Genomic DNA, 17,854 nt, shown 5'->3' on the forward strand with positions numbered 1-17,854 from the left:
GTGTTAAGTTCATGGATACAAATCAATATTTAGAGATGTTCATTGAAGAAAGTAAGGAGCATTTACAAGCTTGTAATGATCATTTGCTTGAGCTAGAGAAAAATCCTCAAAATCTTTCAATCGTAAATGAGGTATTTCGTTCTGCCCACACATTAAAAGGTATGTCTGCAACGATGGGATACGAGGATATTGCCAATTTAACGCATAAAATGGAGAATGTTCTCGATGAAATTAGAAACAGTCGTTTAGATGTTACACCGGAATTACTTGATGTAGTTTTTGTTGCAGTCGATCAACTGGAAGAAATGGTTTTTAATATTGCGGATGGTGGAGATGGCAAGCTAGACGTTGAAGAAACCGTTCGAAAACTTCATTTAATCGAAAAAGGTGAAATGGAAGTTGCAGCTACTGTTATGAGTAAAGTAGATAACAATGAAAAACACCAGAATTTTTTATCCTATGACGACTATGAAATGACTGTTCTTCAACAATCGGCGGAGCAAAACTATTTTACATATGAAATCTCGGTAAAGCTACGCGAGGATTGCTTGTTAAAAGCTGCACGTGTTTATATGGTGTTTGAGCTCTTAGAAAAAATGGGTGATGTTATCAAATCCTCACCTACAGTTGAAAGATTAGAGGATGAAGACTTTGATGAACAGTTCTACATTGCAATTGTTACGACTGAAGAGCAAGAAGATGTTCAAAAGAAACTGATGAAAGTATCGGAAGTTACAGAGGTAATAGTAAATCCGGTTAGTATAGAGCAGCTAAAAACTCGTCAAAACGAAGAGTTTGAGAAGCAAGAGAGTAAAAAAGAAGAGATAAAGATTGAGGAAAAACCTTCTTCAGAAGTGAAAAAAGCGGAAGAAAAGCAATCATCACCTAAAAATGGGCAAACCCATGGTAACAAAACAATCAGAGTAAATATCGAGAGATTAGATATTTTGATGAACCTGTTTGAAGAGCTAGTAATCGATAGAGGTAGACTTCAATCTATCTCAGAAAACCTGCATGATAGTGAATTAGAAGAGACTGTAGAACGAATGGCTAGAATTACAGGAGACTTGCAAAACATCATTCTTAACATGCGTATGGTACCTGTAGATACGGTCTTTAACCGATTCCCTAAAATGGTTAGACAATTAGCTAGAGATTTAAACAAAAAAATCAATCTCCAAGTCATTGGAGCAGAAACGGAACTAGATCGTACAGTTATTGATGAAATCGGGGATCCCCTTGTTCATCTCATTAGAAACTCGTTAGATCATGGTATTGAGAGTCCTGAGATTCGTAAGGCAAATGGAAAGCCTGAGGAAGGTACCGTAGTTCTTCGAGCTTATCACAGCGGAAACCATGTGTTTATAGAAATCGAGGATGATGGAGCAGGTATAAGTCGAGAAAAAGTATTGAAAAAAGCTATAGCTAAAAATATTGTTACGCCAGAAGCTGCTGCTTTATTGTCGGATAAACAGGTAGCAGAGCTAATTTTATCTTCTGGTTTTTCAACTGCGGAAGTCATATCCGATGTATCTGGTCGTGGTGTAGGATTAGACGTAGTGAAAACAACCATTGAATCTTTAGGCGGTTCAATTGAGATTTCGTCAACAGAAGGGAAAGGCTCCTTATTCTCTATTCAATTACCTTTAACATTGTCTATTATATCAGTTATGTTAGTAGAGCTAGGTGAAGAGATTTATGCTGTTCCTCTTTCTTCTATCATTGAAACTGCTATCATCCGATCTTCTGACATTTTGAACGCACACAATCAAAAAGTAATTGATTTCCGTGGTAAGGTCGTTCCACTTGTCTTTTTAGAAGAGGTGTTTGAAGTACCTAGAGCACACAAGGAAGAAGAATTCCATTCAGTTGTTTTAGTTCGCAAAGGGGATAAAATGGCTGGTCTTGTTGTAGACTCATTCATTGGTCAACAAGAAATTGTTCTAAAATCTCTAGGAACCTATTTGTCTAGTGTATTTGCTATTTCAGGTGCAACTATTTTAGGAAATGGAAAAGTGGCTCTTATAGTAGATTGTAACGCGTTAATTATGTAAGGAGGAGAAACAATGGCAGAAGCTTTAGATTTACAAAACTTAAAAGTAGTTGTTTTTCAGTTAGCTGACAAAGAATATGTTATTCCTGTTAGTCAAGTCCAAGGAATTGAAAAACTAATCCATATAACTAGAGTTCCAAAAACTCCTTCATTTGTAAAAGGAGTTATTAATCTTCGTGGTGTAGTTACACCTATTATTGACTTAAAGAGCAGATTCAATCTAGGAGAGAGCACGTTAGATGAATCTTCTCGAATTATTATTATCTCTTTAGAGGATATGAATGTTGGAGTAATCGTGGACTCTGCAAATGATGTATTAGATATACCGATGGACTCCATAGAGCCTCAGCCAGAAGTAGTAGGAGGATTAGAACAAGATTTTATTGCAGGAGTTACTAAAATTGATAAACGTTTGTTGATTTTACTACATCTTGACTTAGTATTAAATCCTATTAAGGCTGGAGCTTAGTATATGTTTGAAAATAAGATTACGTCTATGCATCTTGATGTATTAAGGGAAATAGGTAATATTGGTGCAGCGCATGCTGCTACTGCATTATCTACCTTGTTAAATAAGAAAATAGACATGAATGTCCCTAAAGTTGAGATGGTAACTTTTGATGAAATGATGGATCTTGCTGGTGGAGCAGAAAGCGTAGTTGCTGGTATCTATCTTCGCATCGATGGAGATGTCAATGGTAGTATGTTTTTTGTTTTACCCGTTGAGCAGGCAAACCAATTCATCAGAAGATTGATCCAAGATGAAAGTTTAGACTTTGAAAAGGGACAGGTTACAGAGATGGGAGCGTCTGCGCTTCAGGAGCTAGGAAATATCTTGTCCGGTTCATATTTGTCTGCGTTGTCCGATTTCACTAAACTTAGTATTTATCCAACAGTTCCAGCACTTTGCGTTGATATGGTGGGAGCTATCATAAGTTTTGGGCTTGTAGAGCTTTCACAAGTAAGTGATTATGTCATTGTGATCGATACCGCTATTCATGAAGATGAAGATGAGAGTGGTAAAATTGTTCATGGTCATTTCTTTTTATTGCCAGAGCCGGATTCATTTCAAGCTATTTTCCGAGCATTAGGAGTAGAATAATATGATTGAACAAAGTCAAATTGGTCACGTAGTAAAAGTCGGGATAGCTGATATGAATATAGCAAAGGCACCACATACGATAAGGACATCTGGATTGGGTTCATGTGTAGGAGTTGTTCTTTACGATGATAGAAATCAAACAGCCGGCATGGTGCATGTAATGCTTCCGAATTCTAGTTTAGGAAGATCTGAAAAGATTAATATAGCCAAATTTGCTGATACTGGTATACCAGCGCTTATTGAACTATTAAAAATGGAAGGGTTGGCTCCTTCGAGACTCCGCGCTAAAATAGCTGGCGGTGCTCAAATGTTCCAATTCTCTTCCAGTAGAGATACTATGCGAATAGGTCCTAGAAATGTGGAGGCAGTAAAAGAGTATTTACACAAATACTCTATTCCCATTATATCTGAAGATACTGGGGGAAATAGTGGACGTACTATTGAGTTTGATCCATCCACAAAGCTATTGAACGTTAGAACAGTAAATCAGGGAGTGAGAGACATTTAATGGCAGGTTCAATTTTATTTAATTGCTGGGTAGCTCTTCTTGCATTTAGTTGTTACTTTCTTTTTTCATACCCCTTTGTAGAAGGGATTGTAATTTTAATACCATCTCTTATATGTGCACTATTATTTTTTATATTAGCCTTTTTTGGAAGAGCGGCTATATCATATGTTCTAGAAGATAAAACTAAAAAAGTAGAGGAAGAGGTCCTTTTATCTCAAAATACCACTTCCTCACCAATAGATTCATCAAAAGAATACGCTAACATTATAAAAAACATGATAAATAATGAATCATAAATGGGGGGCGATATATTTTCGCCTCCCCTTTTTATACGAAATTTTGGTATAATATCCATATATATAATGGAAAAGGTCGAAAGGGGGATTATTGTGTCAAAACTAAATTCGACAGAGGAGCAGCTCCTTTGGAAGAAATGGACAGAAAGCAAGGATCCTCAAGCAGGAGATTTACTTCTAAGAAAATATACTCCTCTTGTAACCTATCATGTGCAGCGTATTGGAGCTGGCATTCCTCAAAATGTTTCAAGAGATGAACTGAAAAGCCTTGGTATGATGGGACTTTTTGATGCTTTAAATAAATTTGATCATTCCAGAGATTTAAAGTTCGATACGTACGCATCCTTTCGTGTTAGAGGTGCAATAATAGACGGCTTGAGAAAAGAAGACTGGCTACCAAGGTCCTCACGTGAAAAGGCAAAAAAGCTAGACCAGAAGATTGAAGAGCTAGAACAAAAACTAATGCGTCATGCAACACCTGAGGAAATAGCACAATTTGTTGAGGTTTCGGTTGAAGAAGTTTATCAGACAGTGCAGGAGCATTTCTTCTCTAATGTTCTATCGATCGATGAACAGCTACATGACCAAGACGAAATGGATAATAAAGCATTTGTCATTAGAGATGATACGCAGACTACGCCTGAGCAGCAGCTTGTCAAGGGCGAGTTACTTAATGACCTAGTGAACCAAATTCAACACTTAAATGAGAACGAACAATTAGTTTTAAGCTTATTTTATACTGAAGAGTTAACCTTGACGGTTATAGGTGAAATGTTAGGCCTATCAACCTCCAGAATTTCTCAAATACATTCCAAGGCTCTTTTTAAGCTTCGGAAGCTTTTGGCAAGTGAAATGATGAATTCATAATATGCGGAGGGAAATTCTATGAGCTTAAAAGTTGTTGAACTACAGATTGCTATACCGAAAACATTTGATGCGGGTAAAATGTCTGAGCAAATGCAGCAACAAAGTGCTATAAACCAAGCGAATGCTCAAGCTGCAACTGAAAGGCAAATTGAGAGAAATAGAGAAACAGTTATTAAATCCAATAATATAGAAGCAGACGCCGAACAAGGCTCAAAGCAACAAACTGAGCAAGAAAATGAAAAAAGAGAAAAAAAAGAACAAGAAAATAAAGAGACAAAGCACCCCTTTAAAGGTAACTTTGTAGACTTTAGCGGATAGGAGTAAAAATGACGTCTATAATTTTAACAGTTTTATTTCTACTCCAAATAATTAGTTTTTATTTCATCGCATTGTTGAATATGAAAATGTCTAAGTATAAGGGTATGGAAGACAAGCAAGAGCAGATGATTAAAGAAATAGAAAATTCTTTTAGTGCCTACATTGCAGAAATCAAGGACGAAAATGATCGCCTTTTACATGAGCTCAAAGAACAAAATAATTACTCTTCTGAAAAGAAGGAAGTAATCTCTATTGCTAAAAAAGAGATTTCATCTGCTTCAAACGAGGAAAGCCAATCATTAATAATATCAAGACCACTAGTTTCAAAACAAAAGGCAGCTAGTAGTTATGTTCAATCTTCCAATTTACCAGAAAAAGAGATTCCTATTACTTTAAAGGAAAAAGTATTGTATTATTCGGAAGAAGGTAAAAACCCTACAGAAATAGCTAAGTTGCTCCAAATTGGAAAGACAGAAGTCGAGCTCTTCTTGAAATTTCAGGATTAAAATGGTTGAAAGTTAATTATATCTATGGTATATTACAAGACGGTATGAATATACACGCATTTCTGATGGAATTGGCAGGTGCTCTTACAAAAGAGTAGCCGATGAAAAATGAAGAATGCGGAAGACTAAACCAAACCAGGAGGAAATAAAATGTCAGTAATCTCTATGAAACAATTACTTGAGGCTGGTGTACACTTCGGTCACCAAACTCGCCGTTGGAATCCAAAAATGAAAAAATACATTTTTGTTGAGCGTAACGGAATCTACATCATCGATCTTCAAAAAACGGTGAAAAAATTAGAAGAAGCTTATGACTTCATGCGCCAAGTAGGTCAAGATGGCGGGAAAGTTCTTTTCGTTGGAACTAAAAAGCAAGCTCAAGAAGCTATTAAAGAAGAAGCAGAACGTTCAGGAAACTACTATATTAACCAACGTTGGTTAGGTGGTACTTTAACTAACTTCGGTACAATTCAAAAACGTGTAGCACGCTTAAAAGCAATTGAAAAAATGGAAGAAGACGGAACTTTCTCTGTACTTCCTAAAAAAGAAGTAGTTCAACTTAAAAAAGAACACGAACGTCTAGTTAAATTCTTAGGCGGTATCCGTGACATGAAAGCTATCCCGGATGTAATGTTCGTAGTTGACCCACGTAAAGAGCGTATTGCAGTTGCAGAAGCTCGTAAATTGAACATTCCATTAGTAGGAATCGTTGATACAAACTGTGATCCAGATGAAATCGACTATGTAATTCCTGCAAATGACGATGCAATTCGCGCAGTGAAATTATTAACTGCTAAAATGGCGGATGCATTACTAGAAGCAAGACAAGGTGAAGATGCAGAAGTAGCTTCAGCTGAAGTTGCTGCTGAGTAAGACACATGTAAGTAACAGGTGATAAGCGGCCAAACCACTTATCACCTTTTTTTGAGAAAATGACATTTAATTGTACTAGGAGGAATTTATAATGGCAGTTACAGCACAAATGGTAAAAGAATTGCGTGAAAAAACTGGCGCAGGTATGATGGATTGTAAGAAAGCTCTAGTTGAAACAGATGGCAACTTAGAAGCAGCAATTGACTTCTTACGTGAAAAAGGTCTTTCTTCTGCAGCTAAAAAAGCTGATCGTATCGCAGCTGAAGGTACAACTTTCATCGAAATCGATGGCAATAAAGCTGTATTATTAGAAATGAACGCAGAAACTGACTTCGTTGCCAAAAATGAAGGCTTCCAACAATTAGTTAAACAAGTAGCTTCTCATTTATTAACTACTGAACCAGCTTCAGTTGAAGAAGCATTAGCTTCTAACATTGAAGAAGGCGTTACAGTTGAAAATGCTATTTCTAACGCAGTAGCTAAAATTGGAGAAAAAATTACTCTTCGTCGCTTTGTTATTGAAACAAAAACAGATGCGGATGCATTTGGTCCATACCTTCACATGGGAGGTCGTATCGGAGTTCTTACAGTACTTGAAGGTTCTACTGATGAGCAAGCGGCAAAAGACGTTGCAATGCACATTGCTGCTTTAAACCCATCATACATTTCTCGTGATGAAGTATCTGCTGAGGAAGTAGAGCACGAGCGTAAAGTATTAACAGAACAAGCATTAAACGAAGGTAAGCCAGAAAATATTGTAGCTAAAATGGTAGAAGGCCGTCTTGGTAAATATTTTGAAGAAGTGTGCTTATTAGACCAATCTTTCGTTAAAAATCCAGATCAAAAAGTTCGTACATTTGTGGAATCAACTGGTGGTAAACTAGTTTCATTCACACGCTACGCTGTTGGTGAAGGAATTGAGAAACGTGAAGATAACTTTGCTGAAGAAGTAATGAGCCAAGTTAAAGGTAAATAATAAAAAATAAATAGTAAGAACGTATGTTGTTCTTATTTTATAGAAAAACTCTAGGGAGCACGTAATTTGTGTTCCCTATTTTTCAAGAAAAGAGATGGAGGATATCTATGAGCACACCACAATATAAAAGAATTGTTTTAAAACTAAGTGGCGAAGCATTGGCTGGAGAAAAAGGTTTTGGATTGTCTCCTGAGATTATTAAATCAGTAGCGGAACAAGTGAAGGAAGTTGTTGATCTTGGAGTTGAAGTTGCTGTTGTAGTTGGAGGAGGCAATATTTGGAGAGGTAAAATAGGCAGCGAAATGGGAATGGACCGTGCTAATGCCGATTATATGGGCATGTTGGCTACGGTTATGAATTCATTGGCACTGCAAGATTCTCTAGAACAATGTGGAGTTGAGACGCGTGTACAGTCTTCCATTGAAATGCGTCAAGTGGCAGAACCGTACATAAGAAGAAGAGCGATTCGTCATTTAGAAAAAAAACGTGTAGTAATATTTGCAGCGGGAACGGGTAATCCATACTTCTCGACTGATACTACAGCAGCTTTAAGAGCAGCTGAAATAGAAGCTGATGTTATCTTAATGGCTAAAAACAATGTAGATGGTGTGTATTCAGCTGATCCAAAAATGGATAAAACAGCAGTGAAATATGATGAATTGTCTTTCTTGGAGGTAATTCAGCAAGGCCTACAGGTGATGGATTCAACGGCTTCCACTTTATGTATGGACAATGATATTGCACTTATTGTATTCTCAATTATGGAAAATGGAAATATTAAACGGGCTGTCCTAGGTGACTCTATTGGAACAGTCGTTAGGAGGAATTCATAATGCCGAAACAAGTAATAGAGCAAACAAAAGACAAAATGGCTAAAACAATTCAAGTGTATACAAGAGAGCTAGCTTCTATTCGTGCTGGTCGTGCAAGCGCATCTTTACTTGATAAAATTACTGTGGACTACTATGGTGCGCCAACACCGATTAACCAAATGGCTGGTATATCGATACCAGAAGCGCGCTTACTAACAATTCAACCTTATGATAAATCCATTCTGGGAGATATCGAAAAAGCAATTATGAAATCAGACTTAGGAATCACTCCTACAAACGATGGTAATCTTATTCGTATTGCTATTCCTGCACTGACAGAAGAGCGCCGTAAAGAATTAGTAAAACAAGTTAAAAAAGAAGCTGAAGAAGCTAAAGTGAATATCCGTAATGTACGTCGTGATGGGAACGACGAACTTAAAAAAATGGAGAAAGCTGGAGAAATCACAGAAGATGATTTAAGAAGCTACACAGAAGAAATCCAAAAAATTACGGATGCAAATATTGATAAAATCGATGCAATCACTAAAGATAAAGAAAAAGAAATTCTAGAGGTTTAAGATACTCTTCTAGCAAGTAGTACAGTTGAACCTTTATCCGAAGAAGGCGTCCTTTTAGAAGGACGTCTTTTTATATTCGTTTTTATTTGTTATGATAAGACTATATGCTTCGATAAGGTTTAAAGTGGAGGTTAATGCATGCTAAAAAAACTTATTCGTAAAAATGATAAAGCGATAAGTATCTATTTAAATGAACGAGTGGAAAATGCACAAAAAGAACAGTTGCCAGACCATATCGCCATTATTATGGATGGTAATGGCAGATGGGCTAAAAAGAGAGCCTTGCCAAGAGTAGCTGGACATCATGAAGGAATGCAAACTGTAAGGAAAATAACTAGATTTGCCAATGAAGTGGGTATAAAAACGCTCACATTATATGCATTCTCAACAGAGAACTGGAAAAGGCCTAAAATTGAAGTTGAATTTTTAATGCGTTTACCTGAAGAATTTTTAAACTCCTATCTACCTGAGTTAATGGAACAAAATATTCAGGTAAGAATGATGGGTAATATTGAACTTTTGCCAGAGCATACTAAGAAGGCTGTTACAAAAGCAATGGAGCAAACTGCCGAAAATAACGGTCTCATATTAAACTTTGCTCTAAACTATGGAAGCAGAGATGAAATTGTTCAAGCGGTAAAAAAAATTGCTCTAGATATTCAAGAAGGTAATATGGAGATAAATGATATTACAGAAAATAATATTAATAGTTATTTAATGACGAAAGATTTAAGTGAACCAGATTTACTGATTAGAACTAGTGGGGAAGTACGTTTAAGTAACTTCATGCTTTGGCAACTCGCATATACAGAATTCTGGTTTACAGACACATTGTGGCCAGATTTCGATCAGGAATGTTTGATAGAAGCTATTGAAACCTTTCAAAAGCGAAATAGAAGATATGGTGGAATTAAGGAGGAAGAAACAAATTGAAAACAAGAATTATCACGGGTGCCGTCGCTTTAGCACTCTTTCTTCCAATAGTTCTGCTAGGAGGACCTGTATTTACTGTTCTTATATACGCAATTGCTACAGTAGGATTATATGAAATACTAAAAATGAAGGGTTTAAGTCTCTTTTCTTTTTCAGGTATCATATCGCTACTTCTTTTGTTTTTACTATTATTCCCTTCAGCTTATACAGAAAATATAGTTAACCTTACAGGTCATACAAAGCTCGAATGGGTATTCGTAGCTGTTTTTCTCTTGCTTATTTTCACTGTGCTAACGAAAAACAGTTTTACATTTGAGGATGCCTCCTTCGTGCTTGTGAGTACTTTATATGTAGGGATAGGTTTTTATTATTTTATTGAAACTCGAGAAAGTGGATTGGCATATCTCATATTTGCGTTACTGATTGTATGGACTACTGATTCAGGTGCTTATTTTACAGGTAGAAAAATTGGGAAACGAAAACTATGGCCAGAGATTTCTCCAAACAAAACAGTAGAAGGATTTGTAGGAGGGATACTATGGGCAATAATCACTGCTCTAATTATCCAATGGATTAATCCACTTACTTCCTCATACATTGTCCTAATCGGGATTACTATTATAGCCTCCATTTTTGGACAACTGGGGGATTTGGTTGAATCGGGTATTAAAAGACACTTTAATGTAAAAGATTCAGGTAAACTACTACCTGGACACGGTGGAATATTAGATCGCTTTGACAGTCTTCTTTTTGTCTTGCCATTATTGCACTTTTTACATTTTATATAAGGGAGACGACATTATTTCATGGGTAAAAGAATAAGTTTATTAGGTGCAACTGGTTCTATTGGGCTCCAAACTTTGGATATAATAAGAGAGCACCCAAATAAGTTTCAATTAGTTGCATTTTCGGTAGGTAAAAATATAGAAGAAACAAGAAAGATACTAAATGAGTTTCATGTAGAAGTTGTATCTGTACAAAAAGAAGAAGATGCACTTTTACTGCAACAAGAATATCCAAAAATAGAAGTAGTTTTTGGAGATGCCGGTTTGATACAAGTTGCAGCTCATACGAACGCGGATGTTCTAGTAAATGCGGTTTTAGGGAGTGTAGGTTTAAGACCAACATTAGAAGCTATTAAAAAGGGAATTACCATTGCTATTGCAAACAAAGAGACATTGGTTACGGCTGGTCATTTAGTTATGCAAGCTGCCCAACAATATAATGTGCCAATCCTGCCTGTTGACAGTGAACATTCTGCGCTATTCCAAGCGATGAATGGAGAAAAGAAAAGCGAGGTTTCCAAGCTTATTATTACTGCATCTGGAGGTAGCTTCAGAGATCGAACACGTGAAGAATTAAAAAGTGTCACTGTAAAAGAAGCGTTAAACCATCCTAACTGGTCAATGGGTTCAAAAATTACGATTGACTCAGCTACGATGATGAACAAAGGGTTGGAAGTAATTGAAGCTCATGTCCTCTTTGATATTTCCTATGATGACATTGAAGTGTTATTACATCGTGAAAGTATTATCCACTCCATGATTGAATTTAAAGATACTAGTGTTATAGCCCAATTAGGGACGCCGGATATGAGGGTGCCTATTCAATATGCGTTGTCCTATCCAGATCGTCTAGAACGATCAAATGCACACCGATTAAACTTAGCGGAAATTGGCAAGCTTCATTTTCAAGAGATGGACTACAAGAGATATCATGCATTAAAGCTGGCGATTGACGCAGGACGAGCAGGCGGAACAATGACAACTGTATTAAATGCGGCTAATGAAGCAGCAGTTAGTCTATTTTTAAAAGAAAAGATTACATTCTTAGAAATTGATGAATTAATTGAGCTAGCAATGGACGAGCATTCGAATGTTTCTTCACCAGATTTAGATACTATATTATTTGTTGATAGCCAAACGAGAAAAAGTGTACAAAACATGGTAAAATGATGTATTGAGGAAAGACAAGCAGGAGAAAAAGGTGGGGTATAATGGAAACAGCCATTGCGTTTATAATCATATTTGGAAGTATTGTTTTTTTTCATGAACTAGGGCATTTTATTTTTGCAAAAAAAGCTGGAATAATGGTTAGAGAATTTGCCATTGGTTTTGGACCTAAAATTTTTGGTATGACAAAAGGGGAAACACTGTATACAATCCGTTTATTACCTTTGGGTGGTTATGTACGGATGGCTGGAGAAGATTTAGATTCTATTGAATTACAGCCTGGATATCGTCTAGGTGTTCGCTTAAATGAGAACAATGAAATAGATCAAATTGTACTCAACCAGAACAAACATTTCCCTGATATGCTCTTTCTAGAAGTAGAAAGATCTGATTTGATGAAAGAAATGTATATCGAAGGCTACGATGAAGAAGAGCGTTTAGTTCGTTATCAAGTTGCAAGAAAAGCTGTTATTATTGAAAATAATACCGAAACCTTTATCGCCCCTTATGATCGACAATTCGGTTCCAAAACAGTTGGACAACGTTCTATGGCGATTTTCGCAGGACCTTTGTTTAACTTTATATTAGCATTCTTTATATTCTTAGCTTTAGGATTACTTCAGGGAATTCCAACTAACGAGCCTATTATTACAACAGTTGTAGATAATAGTCCAGCAGCTTTAGCAGGAATGAAAGATGGCGATTTAGTTAAAGAGATTGACGGAATGCCAATTACCGAATGGGAAGAACTATCGCTAGCCGTTAGAGATAGCGCTAACGAACCGATGACCTTCGTGATAGATAGAGATGGTACTACGGAAGAATTGATAGTAACTCCAAAGGAAGTAACGACAGAAGCAGGTAAGGTTGCCCAAATTGGTGTTCAATATATGAGTCCTTTAGAAAAAAATCCAATTGGGGCAATTTTCTTTGGGGCTGAACAAACCTATGAATGGACTAAAAGAATATTTACTATCTTAGGTACATTAGTTACTGGCTCCTTTTCTATTGATGACTTGTCTGGTCCAGTGGGAATATATAAAGCGACGGAAACAGTCGCGCAATCAGGCGTATATAACCTAATGCACTGGGCAGCTATTTTAAGTATAAATCTAGGGATTATGAATTTGTTACCATTACCAGCCCTCGATGGAGGAAGATTGTTGTTCTTCCTTTTTGAAGCAATTAGAGGAAAACCAGTCGACAAACAAAAAGAAGGAATGGTTCATTTTGTAGGAATCATGCTTCTTATGGTATTGATGGTTGTAGTCACTTGGAATGATATTCAAAGATTCTTCTTTTAAAATAATTTTGTGAGAAAATGGAAGAACTATTTATTTGTGGTTTTGATAAAATTACGTTAGGGAGGAAGTTCGAGTAGCTGAACTTCCTTTCTTTTTCTGTAAATTGTTCTTTCATATTATAAAGGAATCAATTTTTTGAAATCTATATGCATTTCAAATAAAGTAGAATTAAATTTCGCTTTCGGAGGACGCTTTCCGTGGGGTGAGCGATAAGCTATTACCCGTCGCTTATGTGCGCAGTTTTTATGTCTTATTTGTTACTCATCCCACAGAAGTCGCCGCCTAACCCTACAATCATACAGAAAAGAAATAAAATAAATAGAAAATAACTTTTAAAAGAAGGGGGAATAGCTAAGATGCAAGATGGCAAAATGAGAATGCATTTATTGCTGCAACAACTAGAGCTGACTGAAGATGCTTTTGTACAGCATTTTGAGAATGCTTCTATTACCAGATTTACGGTCCATAAAAAGCAAAGACAATGGCATTTTCAAATCAATTTAGCAAACATTCTTCCGATTGAGGTTTATACTAAATTCCAAACAAGACTACAAGAAAAATTTCAGGGTATAGCAACTGTTTATTTAAATATAAAAAGCGAAAATCCAGAAGTCTCTGAACCGCTAGTAAAAGCGTACTGGACAAGTGTCTTAAAAGAAATGAGCGATATGGCTCCTCCATTAAAAGATTGCTTGCTAGGTCAGGAGCCAGAGTGGAATGGACAGATGATACAGCTTACTTGTGGGCAGGATTTACAGCTCCGTACATTCAAAAAAAAATATATCGAACACATTTCAAATGTGTATGAAAGCTTTGGATTTCCTAAACTCGCAATAGATTTTAAATTGGTTGAGGATACCGAAGCACTAGCAGAAGCCCAAGTTGCCTTCTTAGAACAAAGAAGAATGGAAGAAGAAGAGCTAGGGAAAAAAGCTTTAGTTGATTTACAAAAGAGAGAATCTCAACGTCAGGATAGTGGAGATGCGGGAGAAGATGGACCATTCCAGCTAGGTACCCCTTTGAAAAAAGAAGAGGCGAGCGTGGAAATACGTTCTATTCAGGACGAGGAGCGTAGAGTTACGATTGAAGGCTTTGTTTTTGACGTGGAGGTTAAAGAGCTTAGAAGTGGAAGATCTCTATTAACTGCAAAAGTGACGGATTACACAGATTCAATCCTAGTTAAAATGTTCTCAAGAGACAAAGAAGACGCTGGAATGATGGCACGTCTTAAAAAGGGAATGTGGATAAAAGTAAGAGGCTCCGTGCAAAATGATACATTTGTGCGCGATTTAATCGTAATGGCTCAAGATATGTGTGAGATTAATCCAGTACTAAGATATGATACTTCAAAAGAAAAACGAGTGGAGTTACATATGCATACCCCGATGAGTCAAATGGATGCTGTTTCTTCTGTTTCAGCTCTAGTTTCTCAAGCAGCCAAATGGGGGCACAAAGCAGTAGCGATTACTGATCATGCCAATGTACAATCATTCCCAGAGGCGTATGCAGCTGGTAAGAAGAATGGTATAAAAATTTTATACGGCTTAGAGGCAAATCTAATTCACGATGGAGTGCCAATAGCTTATGACGAACAACATATTGCACTGGAAGATGCTACGTATATTGTCTTTGACGTAGAAACGACAGGGTTATCTGCTACTTATGATAAGATCATTGAGCTTGCAGCAGTAAAAATGCACAACGGTACTATTATTGACAAATTTGAAAGATTTGTTAATCCGCATCATGCTTTGTCCGCAACAACAATTGAGCTAACTGGTATCACGGATGATATGGTTCGTAATGCTCCAGAGATAGAGGATGTTATTAGAGATTTTCATGAATTTATCGGTGACGGGATTATTGTTGCGCATAATGCGTCGTTTGATATGGGCTTCTTGTATGAGGGTTATCGAAAATGCGATATTAACCATTTTGACCATCCAGTTATCGATACATTAGAACTAGCTCGTTTTTTACATCCGGAAATGAAAACACATAAACTAGGTACACTAACGAAAAAATTTAATATCGAATTAACCCAAGCCCATAGAGCGATCTTTGACTGTGAGGCAACAGGTTATCTTTTATTGCATTTATTAAAAGAAGCTGAAGCACAAGACATTCATTATCTTGATGACTTCAATAAGCATATTGGGCAAGGTGATTCCTACAAACGAGCAAGACCATCACACTGTACTATTTTAGCGGTTAACGATGAGGGTCTAAAGAATCTATTTAAATTAGTTTCCCTTTCCCATACAACTACCTTCTATCGCGTGCCACGTATTAAACGTTCGGTGCTTCAAAAGCATAGAGCAGGGTTAATAATTGGCTCTGGTTGTGATCGTGGAGAGGTTTTCGAAGGGCTTATGCAAAAGCCTTTGGAGCAAGTTGAAGAAATTGCCAAGTTCTATGATTATTTAGAGGTACATCCTAAAGAAGTGTACGCTCATTTAATTGAAATGGAACTAGTAAGAGATGAATGGAACTTAGAAGACATTATTCGCAAGCTGATTAAAGTAGGGAAAAAGTTAGGGAAACCAGTTGTTGCTACTGGAAATGTACATTATTTACATGAGACGGATGCAATGTTCCGCAAAATTTTGGTGAATTCTCAAGGGGGAGCAAATCCTTTAAATCGTCATGAGCTACCAAAGGTTCACTTTAGAACTACCAATGAAATGCTAGATTCCTTCTCGTTTTTAGGAGAAGAGCTGGCAAAAGAAATAGTCATTACGAATCCTAACAATATTGCAGATTCGATCGAAGACATTAAGCCAATCAAAGACGATCTTTATACTCCAAAAATTGAAGGAGCAGATGACGAAGTTAGAGAGTTAACCTATACGAAAGCTAAGGAAATTTATGGTGAGGAATTGCCAGAGATAGTTGAGGCACGTATTGAAAAAGAGCTTACGTCTATTATTGGACATGGATTTGCTGTTATTTATTTAATCTCTCACAAACTAGTGAAGAAATCTTTAGATGATGGTTATTTGGTTGGATCCCGTGGATCTGTAGGCTCATCACTTGTCGCAACCTTGATGGAGATAACTGAAGTAAATCCTATGCCTCCTCATTATATTTGTCCTAGCTGTAAACATTCTGTATTTTTCCAAGATGGTTCTGTAGGATCTGGATTTGACCTTCCCAATGCCAACTGTGAAAAATGTGATACTCCTTACGTTAAGGAAGGACAAGATATTCCTTTCGAAACATTCTTAGGGTTTAAAGGAGATAAGGTTCCTGATATTGACTTAAACTTTAGTGGAGAATATCAACCAACAGCACATAACTATACAAAAGAGCTGTTTGGGGAAGAGTATGTATTCCGAGCAGGTACTATAGGAACAGTAGCGGAAAAGACAGCGTATGGATATGTTCGAGGTTATATGAATGATAATAATATATCATTACGTGGAGCAGAAATAGATCGCTTAGTACAAGGATGTACAGGTGTAAAACGTACAACTGGACAGCATCCAGGAGGTATTATTGTTGTACCTGACTATATGGATATATTTGATTTTTCACCAATTCAGTTTCCGGCAGATGCACAGGATTCAGAGTGGAAAACGACGCATTTTGACTTCCATTCCATCCATGATAATCTACTGAAATTAGATATTCTTGGACACGATGATCCGACCGTTATACGGATGCTGCAAGACCTTTCTGGAATTGATCCGAAAACGATACCGACGGATGATCCGGAAGTTATGAAGATCTTTAGTGGACCAGAAACTCTTGGAGTAACAGAAGAACAAATTGATTGTAAAACGGGAACGCTAGGTATTCCGGAGTTCGGTACTCGATTCGTAAGACAAATGCTCGAGGAAACAAAACCATCAACCTTCTCAGAACTTGTTCAAATATCAGGTCTTTCTCATGGGACGGATGTTTGGTTGGGCAATGCACAAGAACTTATACAAGCAGGAACATGTCAGCTTTCAGATGTAATTGGCTGTCGTGATGATATTATGGTTTATCTAATCTATCAAGGCTTAGATCCTTCACTTGCATTTAAAATAATGGAGTCTGTGCGGAAAGGGAAAGGACTAACACCAGAATTTGAAGCAGAAATGAAATCAAAAGGTGTAGCTAACTGGTATATTGAATCATGTAAAAAGATAAAATATATGTTCCCTAAAGCTCATGCTGCTGCCTACGTTTTAATGGCCGTTCGTATTGCATATTTTAAAGTTCACTTCCCAATACTATACTATGCAGCATATTTTACAGTACGAGCATCCGATTTTGATTTAATCTCTATTGTAAATGGCTCACATACAATTCGAGCTAAGTTAGATGAAATTAATGCAAAGGGATTAGAAGCATCTAACAAAGAAAAAAGCTTGGCGACTGTATTAGAGCTTTCTCTGGAAATGTCTGAGCGAGGAATTAGAATGCAAAAGATTGATCTTTATAAATCTAAGGCACATGAATTTACTATTGAAGGGAATACTTTAATACCTCCATTTGATGCCGTTCCAGGCTTAGGTACGAACGTTGCTGTTCAAATAGTAAATGCTCGACAAAATGGAGAGTTCTTATCTAAAGAGGATTTGCAGCAAAGAGGTAAAGTTTCCAAAACGATTATTGAGTATCTGGACTCGATGGGTTGCCTAGAAGGGCTACCTGACGCGAATCAGCTATCTCTGTTTTAGTCACTAATTTGCAAACAAACCTATGGTATGGTAAGATAAAACTACCAATGTTTCATAGTTCTGTGACGAAAGAGTGGGATTTCCCGCTCTTTTCTGTTGTTATATA

General features: G+C 36.9%; 17 protein-coding genes. All 17 read left to right on the forward strand.

Annotated elements, in window-relative coordinates:
- Positions 1 to 11: 11 nt before the first annotated feature.
- The 17 genes from ACQKNZ_RS06650 (at position 12) to ACQKNZ_RS06730 (ending at position 17,748) form a co-directional block, all read left to right on the forward strand.
- Positions 12 to 2,054, forward strand: coding sequence for a chemotaxis protein CheA (locus ACQKNZ_RS06650; protein WP_151110521.1), 2,043 nt, complete (start codon positions 12 to 14; stop codon positions 2,052 to 2,054).
- Between the two features lie 12 nt (positions 2,055 to 2,066).
- On the forward strand, positions 2,067 to 2,522 hold the full coding sequence (locus ACQKNZ_RS06655; protein WP_144538073.1) for a chemotaxis protein CheW: 456 nt from the start codon (positions 2,067 to 2,069) through the stop codon (positions 2,520 to 2,522).
- A gap of 3 nt (positions 2,523 to 2,525) precedes the next feature.
- Positions 2,526 to 3,155, forward strand: a complete 630-nt coding sequence (locus ACQKNZ_RS06660; protein ID WP_144538074.1) for a chemotaxis protein CheC — start codon at positions 2,526 to 2,528, stop codon at positions 3,153 to 3,155.
- A 1-nt stretch (position 3,156) separates the two neighbouring features.
- On the forward strand, positions 3,157 to 3,663 hold the full coding sequence (locus ACQKNZ_RS06665) for a chemotaxis protein CheD (protein WP_154311109.1): 507 nt from the start codon (positions 3,157 to 3,159) through the stop codon (positions 3,661 to 3,663).
- A complete protein-coding gene (locus ACQKNZ_RS06670) occupies positions 3,663 to 3,959 on the forward strand; it encodes a hypothetical protein (RefSeq protein ID WP_144538076.1) in 297 nt (98 codons plus the stop codon). Before ACQKNZ_RS06665 ends, ACQKNZ_RS06670 begins: the two co-directional genes overlap by 1 nt.
- Before the next feature lie 66 nt (positions 3,960 to 4,025).
- Positions 4,026 to 4,826 (forward strand): FliA/WhiG family RNA polymerase sigma factor, encoded by an 801-nt coding sequence (locus ACQKNZ_RS06675; protein ID WP_144538077.1) that lies wholly within the window; start codon positions 4,026 to 4,028, stop codon positions 4,824 to 4,826.
- Positions 4,827 to 4,844: 18 nt separating this feature from the next.
- Positions 4,845 to 5,144: an RNA polymerase subunit sigma gene (locus ACQKNZ_RS06680; RefSeq protein WP_144538078.1), complete on the forward strand. Its 300-nt coding sequence runs from the start codon at positions 4,845 to 4,847 to the stop codon at positions 5,142 to 5,144.
- A gap of 8 nt (positions 5,145 to 5,152) precedes the next feature.
- On the forward strand, positions 5,153 to 5,650 hold the full coding sequence (locus ACQKNZ_RS06685) for a hypothetical protein (protein WP_151110517.1): 498 nt from the start codon (positions 5,153 to 5,155) through the stop codon (positions 5,648 to 5,650).
- Positions 5,651 to 5,800: 150 nt separating this feature from the next.
- Positions 5,801 to 6,523, forward strand: coding sequence for a 30S ribosomal protein S2 (gene rpsB / locus ACQKNZ_RS06690; protein WP_144538080.1), 723 nt, complete (start codon positions 5,801 to 5,803; stop codon positions 6,521 to 6,523).
- Positions 6,524 to 6,614: 91 nt separating this feature from the next.
- Complete coding sequence (gene tsf, locus ACQKNZ_RS06695; protein ID WP_144538081.1) at positions 6,615 to 7,499, forward strand: translation elongation factor Ts; 885 nt, start codon at positions 6,615 to 6,617, stop codon at positions 7,497 to 7,499.
- 107 nt (positions 7,500 to 7,606) lie between these two features.
- Entirely contained in the window at positions 7,607 to 8,332 is a 726-nt protein-coding gene (pyrH, locus tag ACQKNZ_RS06700; RefSeq protein WP_144538082.1) for a UMP kinase, read from the forward strand.
- Entirely contained in the window at positions 8,332 to 8,889 is a 558-nt protein-coding gene (frr, locus tag ACQKNZ_RS06705) for a ribosome recycling factor (RefSeq protein WP_427658672.1), read from the forward strand. Before pyrH ends, frr begins: the two co-directional genes overlap by 1 nt.
- Before the next feature lie 138 nt (positions 8,890 to 9,027).
- Complete coding sequence (locus ACQKNZ_RS06710) at positions 9,028 to 9,822, forward strand: isoprenyl transferase (RefSeq protein ID WP_151110515.1); 795 nt, start codon at positions 9,028 to 9,030, stop codon at positions 9,820 to 9,822.
- Positions 9,819 to 10,610, forward strand: coding sequence for a phosphatidate cytidylyltransferase (locus tag ACQKNZ_RS06715; protein ID WP_151110513.1), 792 nt, complete (start codon positions 9,819 to 9,821; stop codon positions 10,608 to 10,610). Before ACQKNZ_RS06710 ends, ACQKNZ_RS06715 begins: the two co-directional genes overlap by 4 nt.
- A gap of 18 nt (positions 10,611 to 10,628) precedes the next feature.
- Positions 10,629 to 11,777, forward strand: a complete 1,149-nt coding sequence (dxr, locus tag ACQKNZ_RS06720; RefSeq protein WP_427658675.1) for a 1-deoxy-D-xylulose-5-phosphate reductoisomerase — start codon at positions 10,629 to 10,631, stop codon at positions 11,775 to 11,777.
- 41 nt (positions 11,778 to 11,818) lie between these two features.
- Positions 11,819 to 13,078, forward strand: a complete 1,260-nt coding sequence (rseP, locus tag ACQKNZ_RS06725; protein WP_427658677.1) for an RIP metalloprotease RseP — start codon at positions 11,819 to 11,821, stop codon at positions 13,076 to 13,078.
- A gap of 356 nt (positions 13,079 to 13,434) precedes the next feature.
- On the forward strand, positions 13,435 to 17,748 hold the full coding sequence (locus ACQKNZ_RS06730) for a PolC-type DNA polymerase III (protein WP_427658679.1): 4,314 nt from the start codon (positions 13,435 to 13,437) through the stop codon (positions 17,746 to 17,748).
- Positions 17,749 to 17,854: the final 106 nt, after the last annotated feature.

The sequence above is a fragment of the Psychrobacillus sp. NPDC093200 genome (assembly GCF_050280345.1).
In the GTDB taxonomy this organism is placed as follows: domain Bacteria; phylum Bacillota; class Bacilli; order Bacillales_A; family Planococcaceae; genus Psychrobacillus; species Psychrobacillus faecigallinarum.

What these genes read in the sequence shown, in the direction of transcription:
- ACQKNZ_RS06650 (WP_151110521.1), top strand. Translation starts at nt 12, where the DNA reads ATGGATACAAATCAATATTTAGAGATGTTCATTGAAGAAAGTAAGGAG.
- ACQKNZ_RS06655 (WP_144538073.1), top strand. Translation starts at nt 2,067, where the DNA reads ATGGCAGAAGCTTTAGATTTACAAAACTTAAAAGTAGTTGTTTTTCAG.
- ACQKNZ_RS06660 (WP_144538074.1), top strand. Translation starts at nt 2,526, where the DNA reads ATGTTTGAAAATAAGATTACGTCTATGCATCTTGATGTATTAAGGGAA.
- ACQKNZ_RS06665 (WP_154311109.1), top strand. Translation starts at nt 3,157, where the DNA reads ATGATTGAACAAAGTCAAATTGGTCACGTAGTAAAAGTCGGGATAGCT.
- ACQKNZ_RS06670 (WP_144538076.1), top strand. Translation starts at nt 3,663, where the DNA reads ATGGCAGGTTCAATTTTATTTAATTGCTGGGTAGCTCTTCTTGCATTT.
- ACQKNZ_RS06675 (WP_144538077.1), top strand. Translation starts at nt 4,026, where the DNA reads ATGGAAAAGGTCGAAAGGGGGATTATTGTGTCAAAACTAAATTCGACA.
- ACQKNZ_RS06680 (WP_144538078.1), top strand. Translation starts at nt 4,845, where the DNA reads ATGAGCTTAAAAGTTGTTGAACTACAGATTGCTATACCGAAAACATTT.
- ACQKNZ_RS06685 (WP_151110517.1), top strand. Translation starts at nt 5,153, where the DNA reads ATGACGTCTATAATTTTAACAGTTTTATTTCTACTCCAAATAATTAGT.
- rpsB (WP_144538080.1), top strand. Translation starts at nt 5,801, where the DNA reads ATGTCAGTAATCTCTATGAAACAATTACTTGAGGCTGGTGTACACTTC.
- tsf (WP_144538081.1), top strand. Translation starts at nt 6,615, where the DNA reads ATGGCAGTTACAGCACAAATGGTAAAAGAATTGCGTGAAAAAACTGGC.
- pyrH (WP_144538082.1), top strand. Translation starts at nt 7,607, where the DNA reads ATGAGCACACCACAATATAAAAGAATTGTTTTAAAACTAAGTGGCGAA.
- frr (WP_427658672.1), top strand. Translation starts at nt 8,332, where the DNA reads ATGCCGAAACAAGTAATAGAGCAAACAAAAGACAAAATGGCTAAAACA.
- ACQKNZ_RS06710 (WP_151110515.1), top strand. Translation starts at nt 9,028, where the DNA reads ATGCTAAAAAAACTTATTCGTAAAAATGATAAAGCGATAAGTATCTAT.
- dxr (WP_427658675.1), top strand. Translation starts at nt 10,629, where the DNA reads ATGGGTAAAAGAATAAGTTTATTAGGTGCAACTGGTTCTATTGGGCTC.
- rseP (WP_427658677.1), top strand. Translation starts at nt 11,819, where the DNA reads ATGGAAACAGCCATTGCGTTTATAATCATATTTGGAAGTATTGTTTTT.
- ACQKNZ_RS06730 (WP_427658679.1), top strand. Translation starts at nt 13,435, where the DNA reads ATGCAAGATGGCAAAATGAGAATGCATTTATTGCTGCAACAACTAGAG.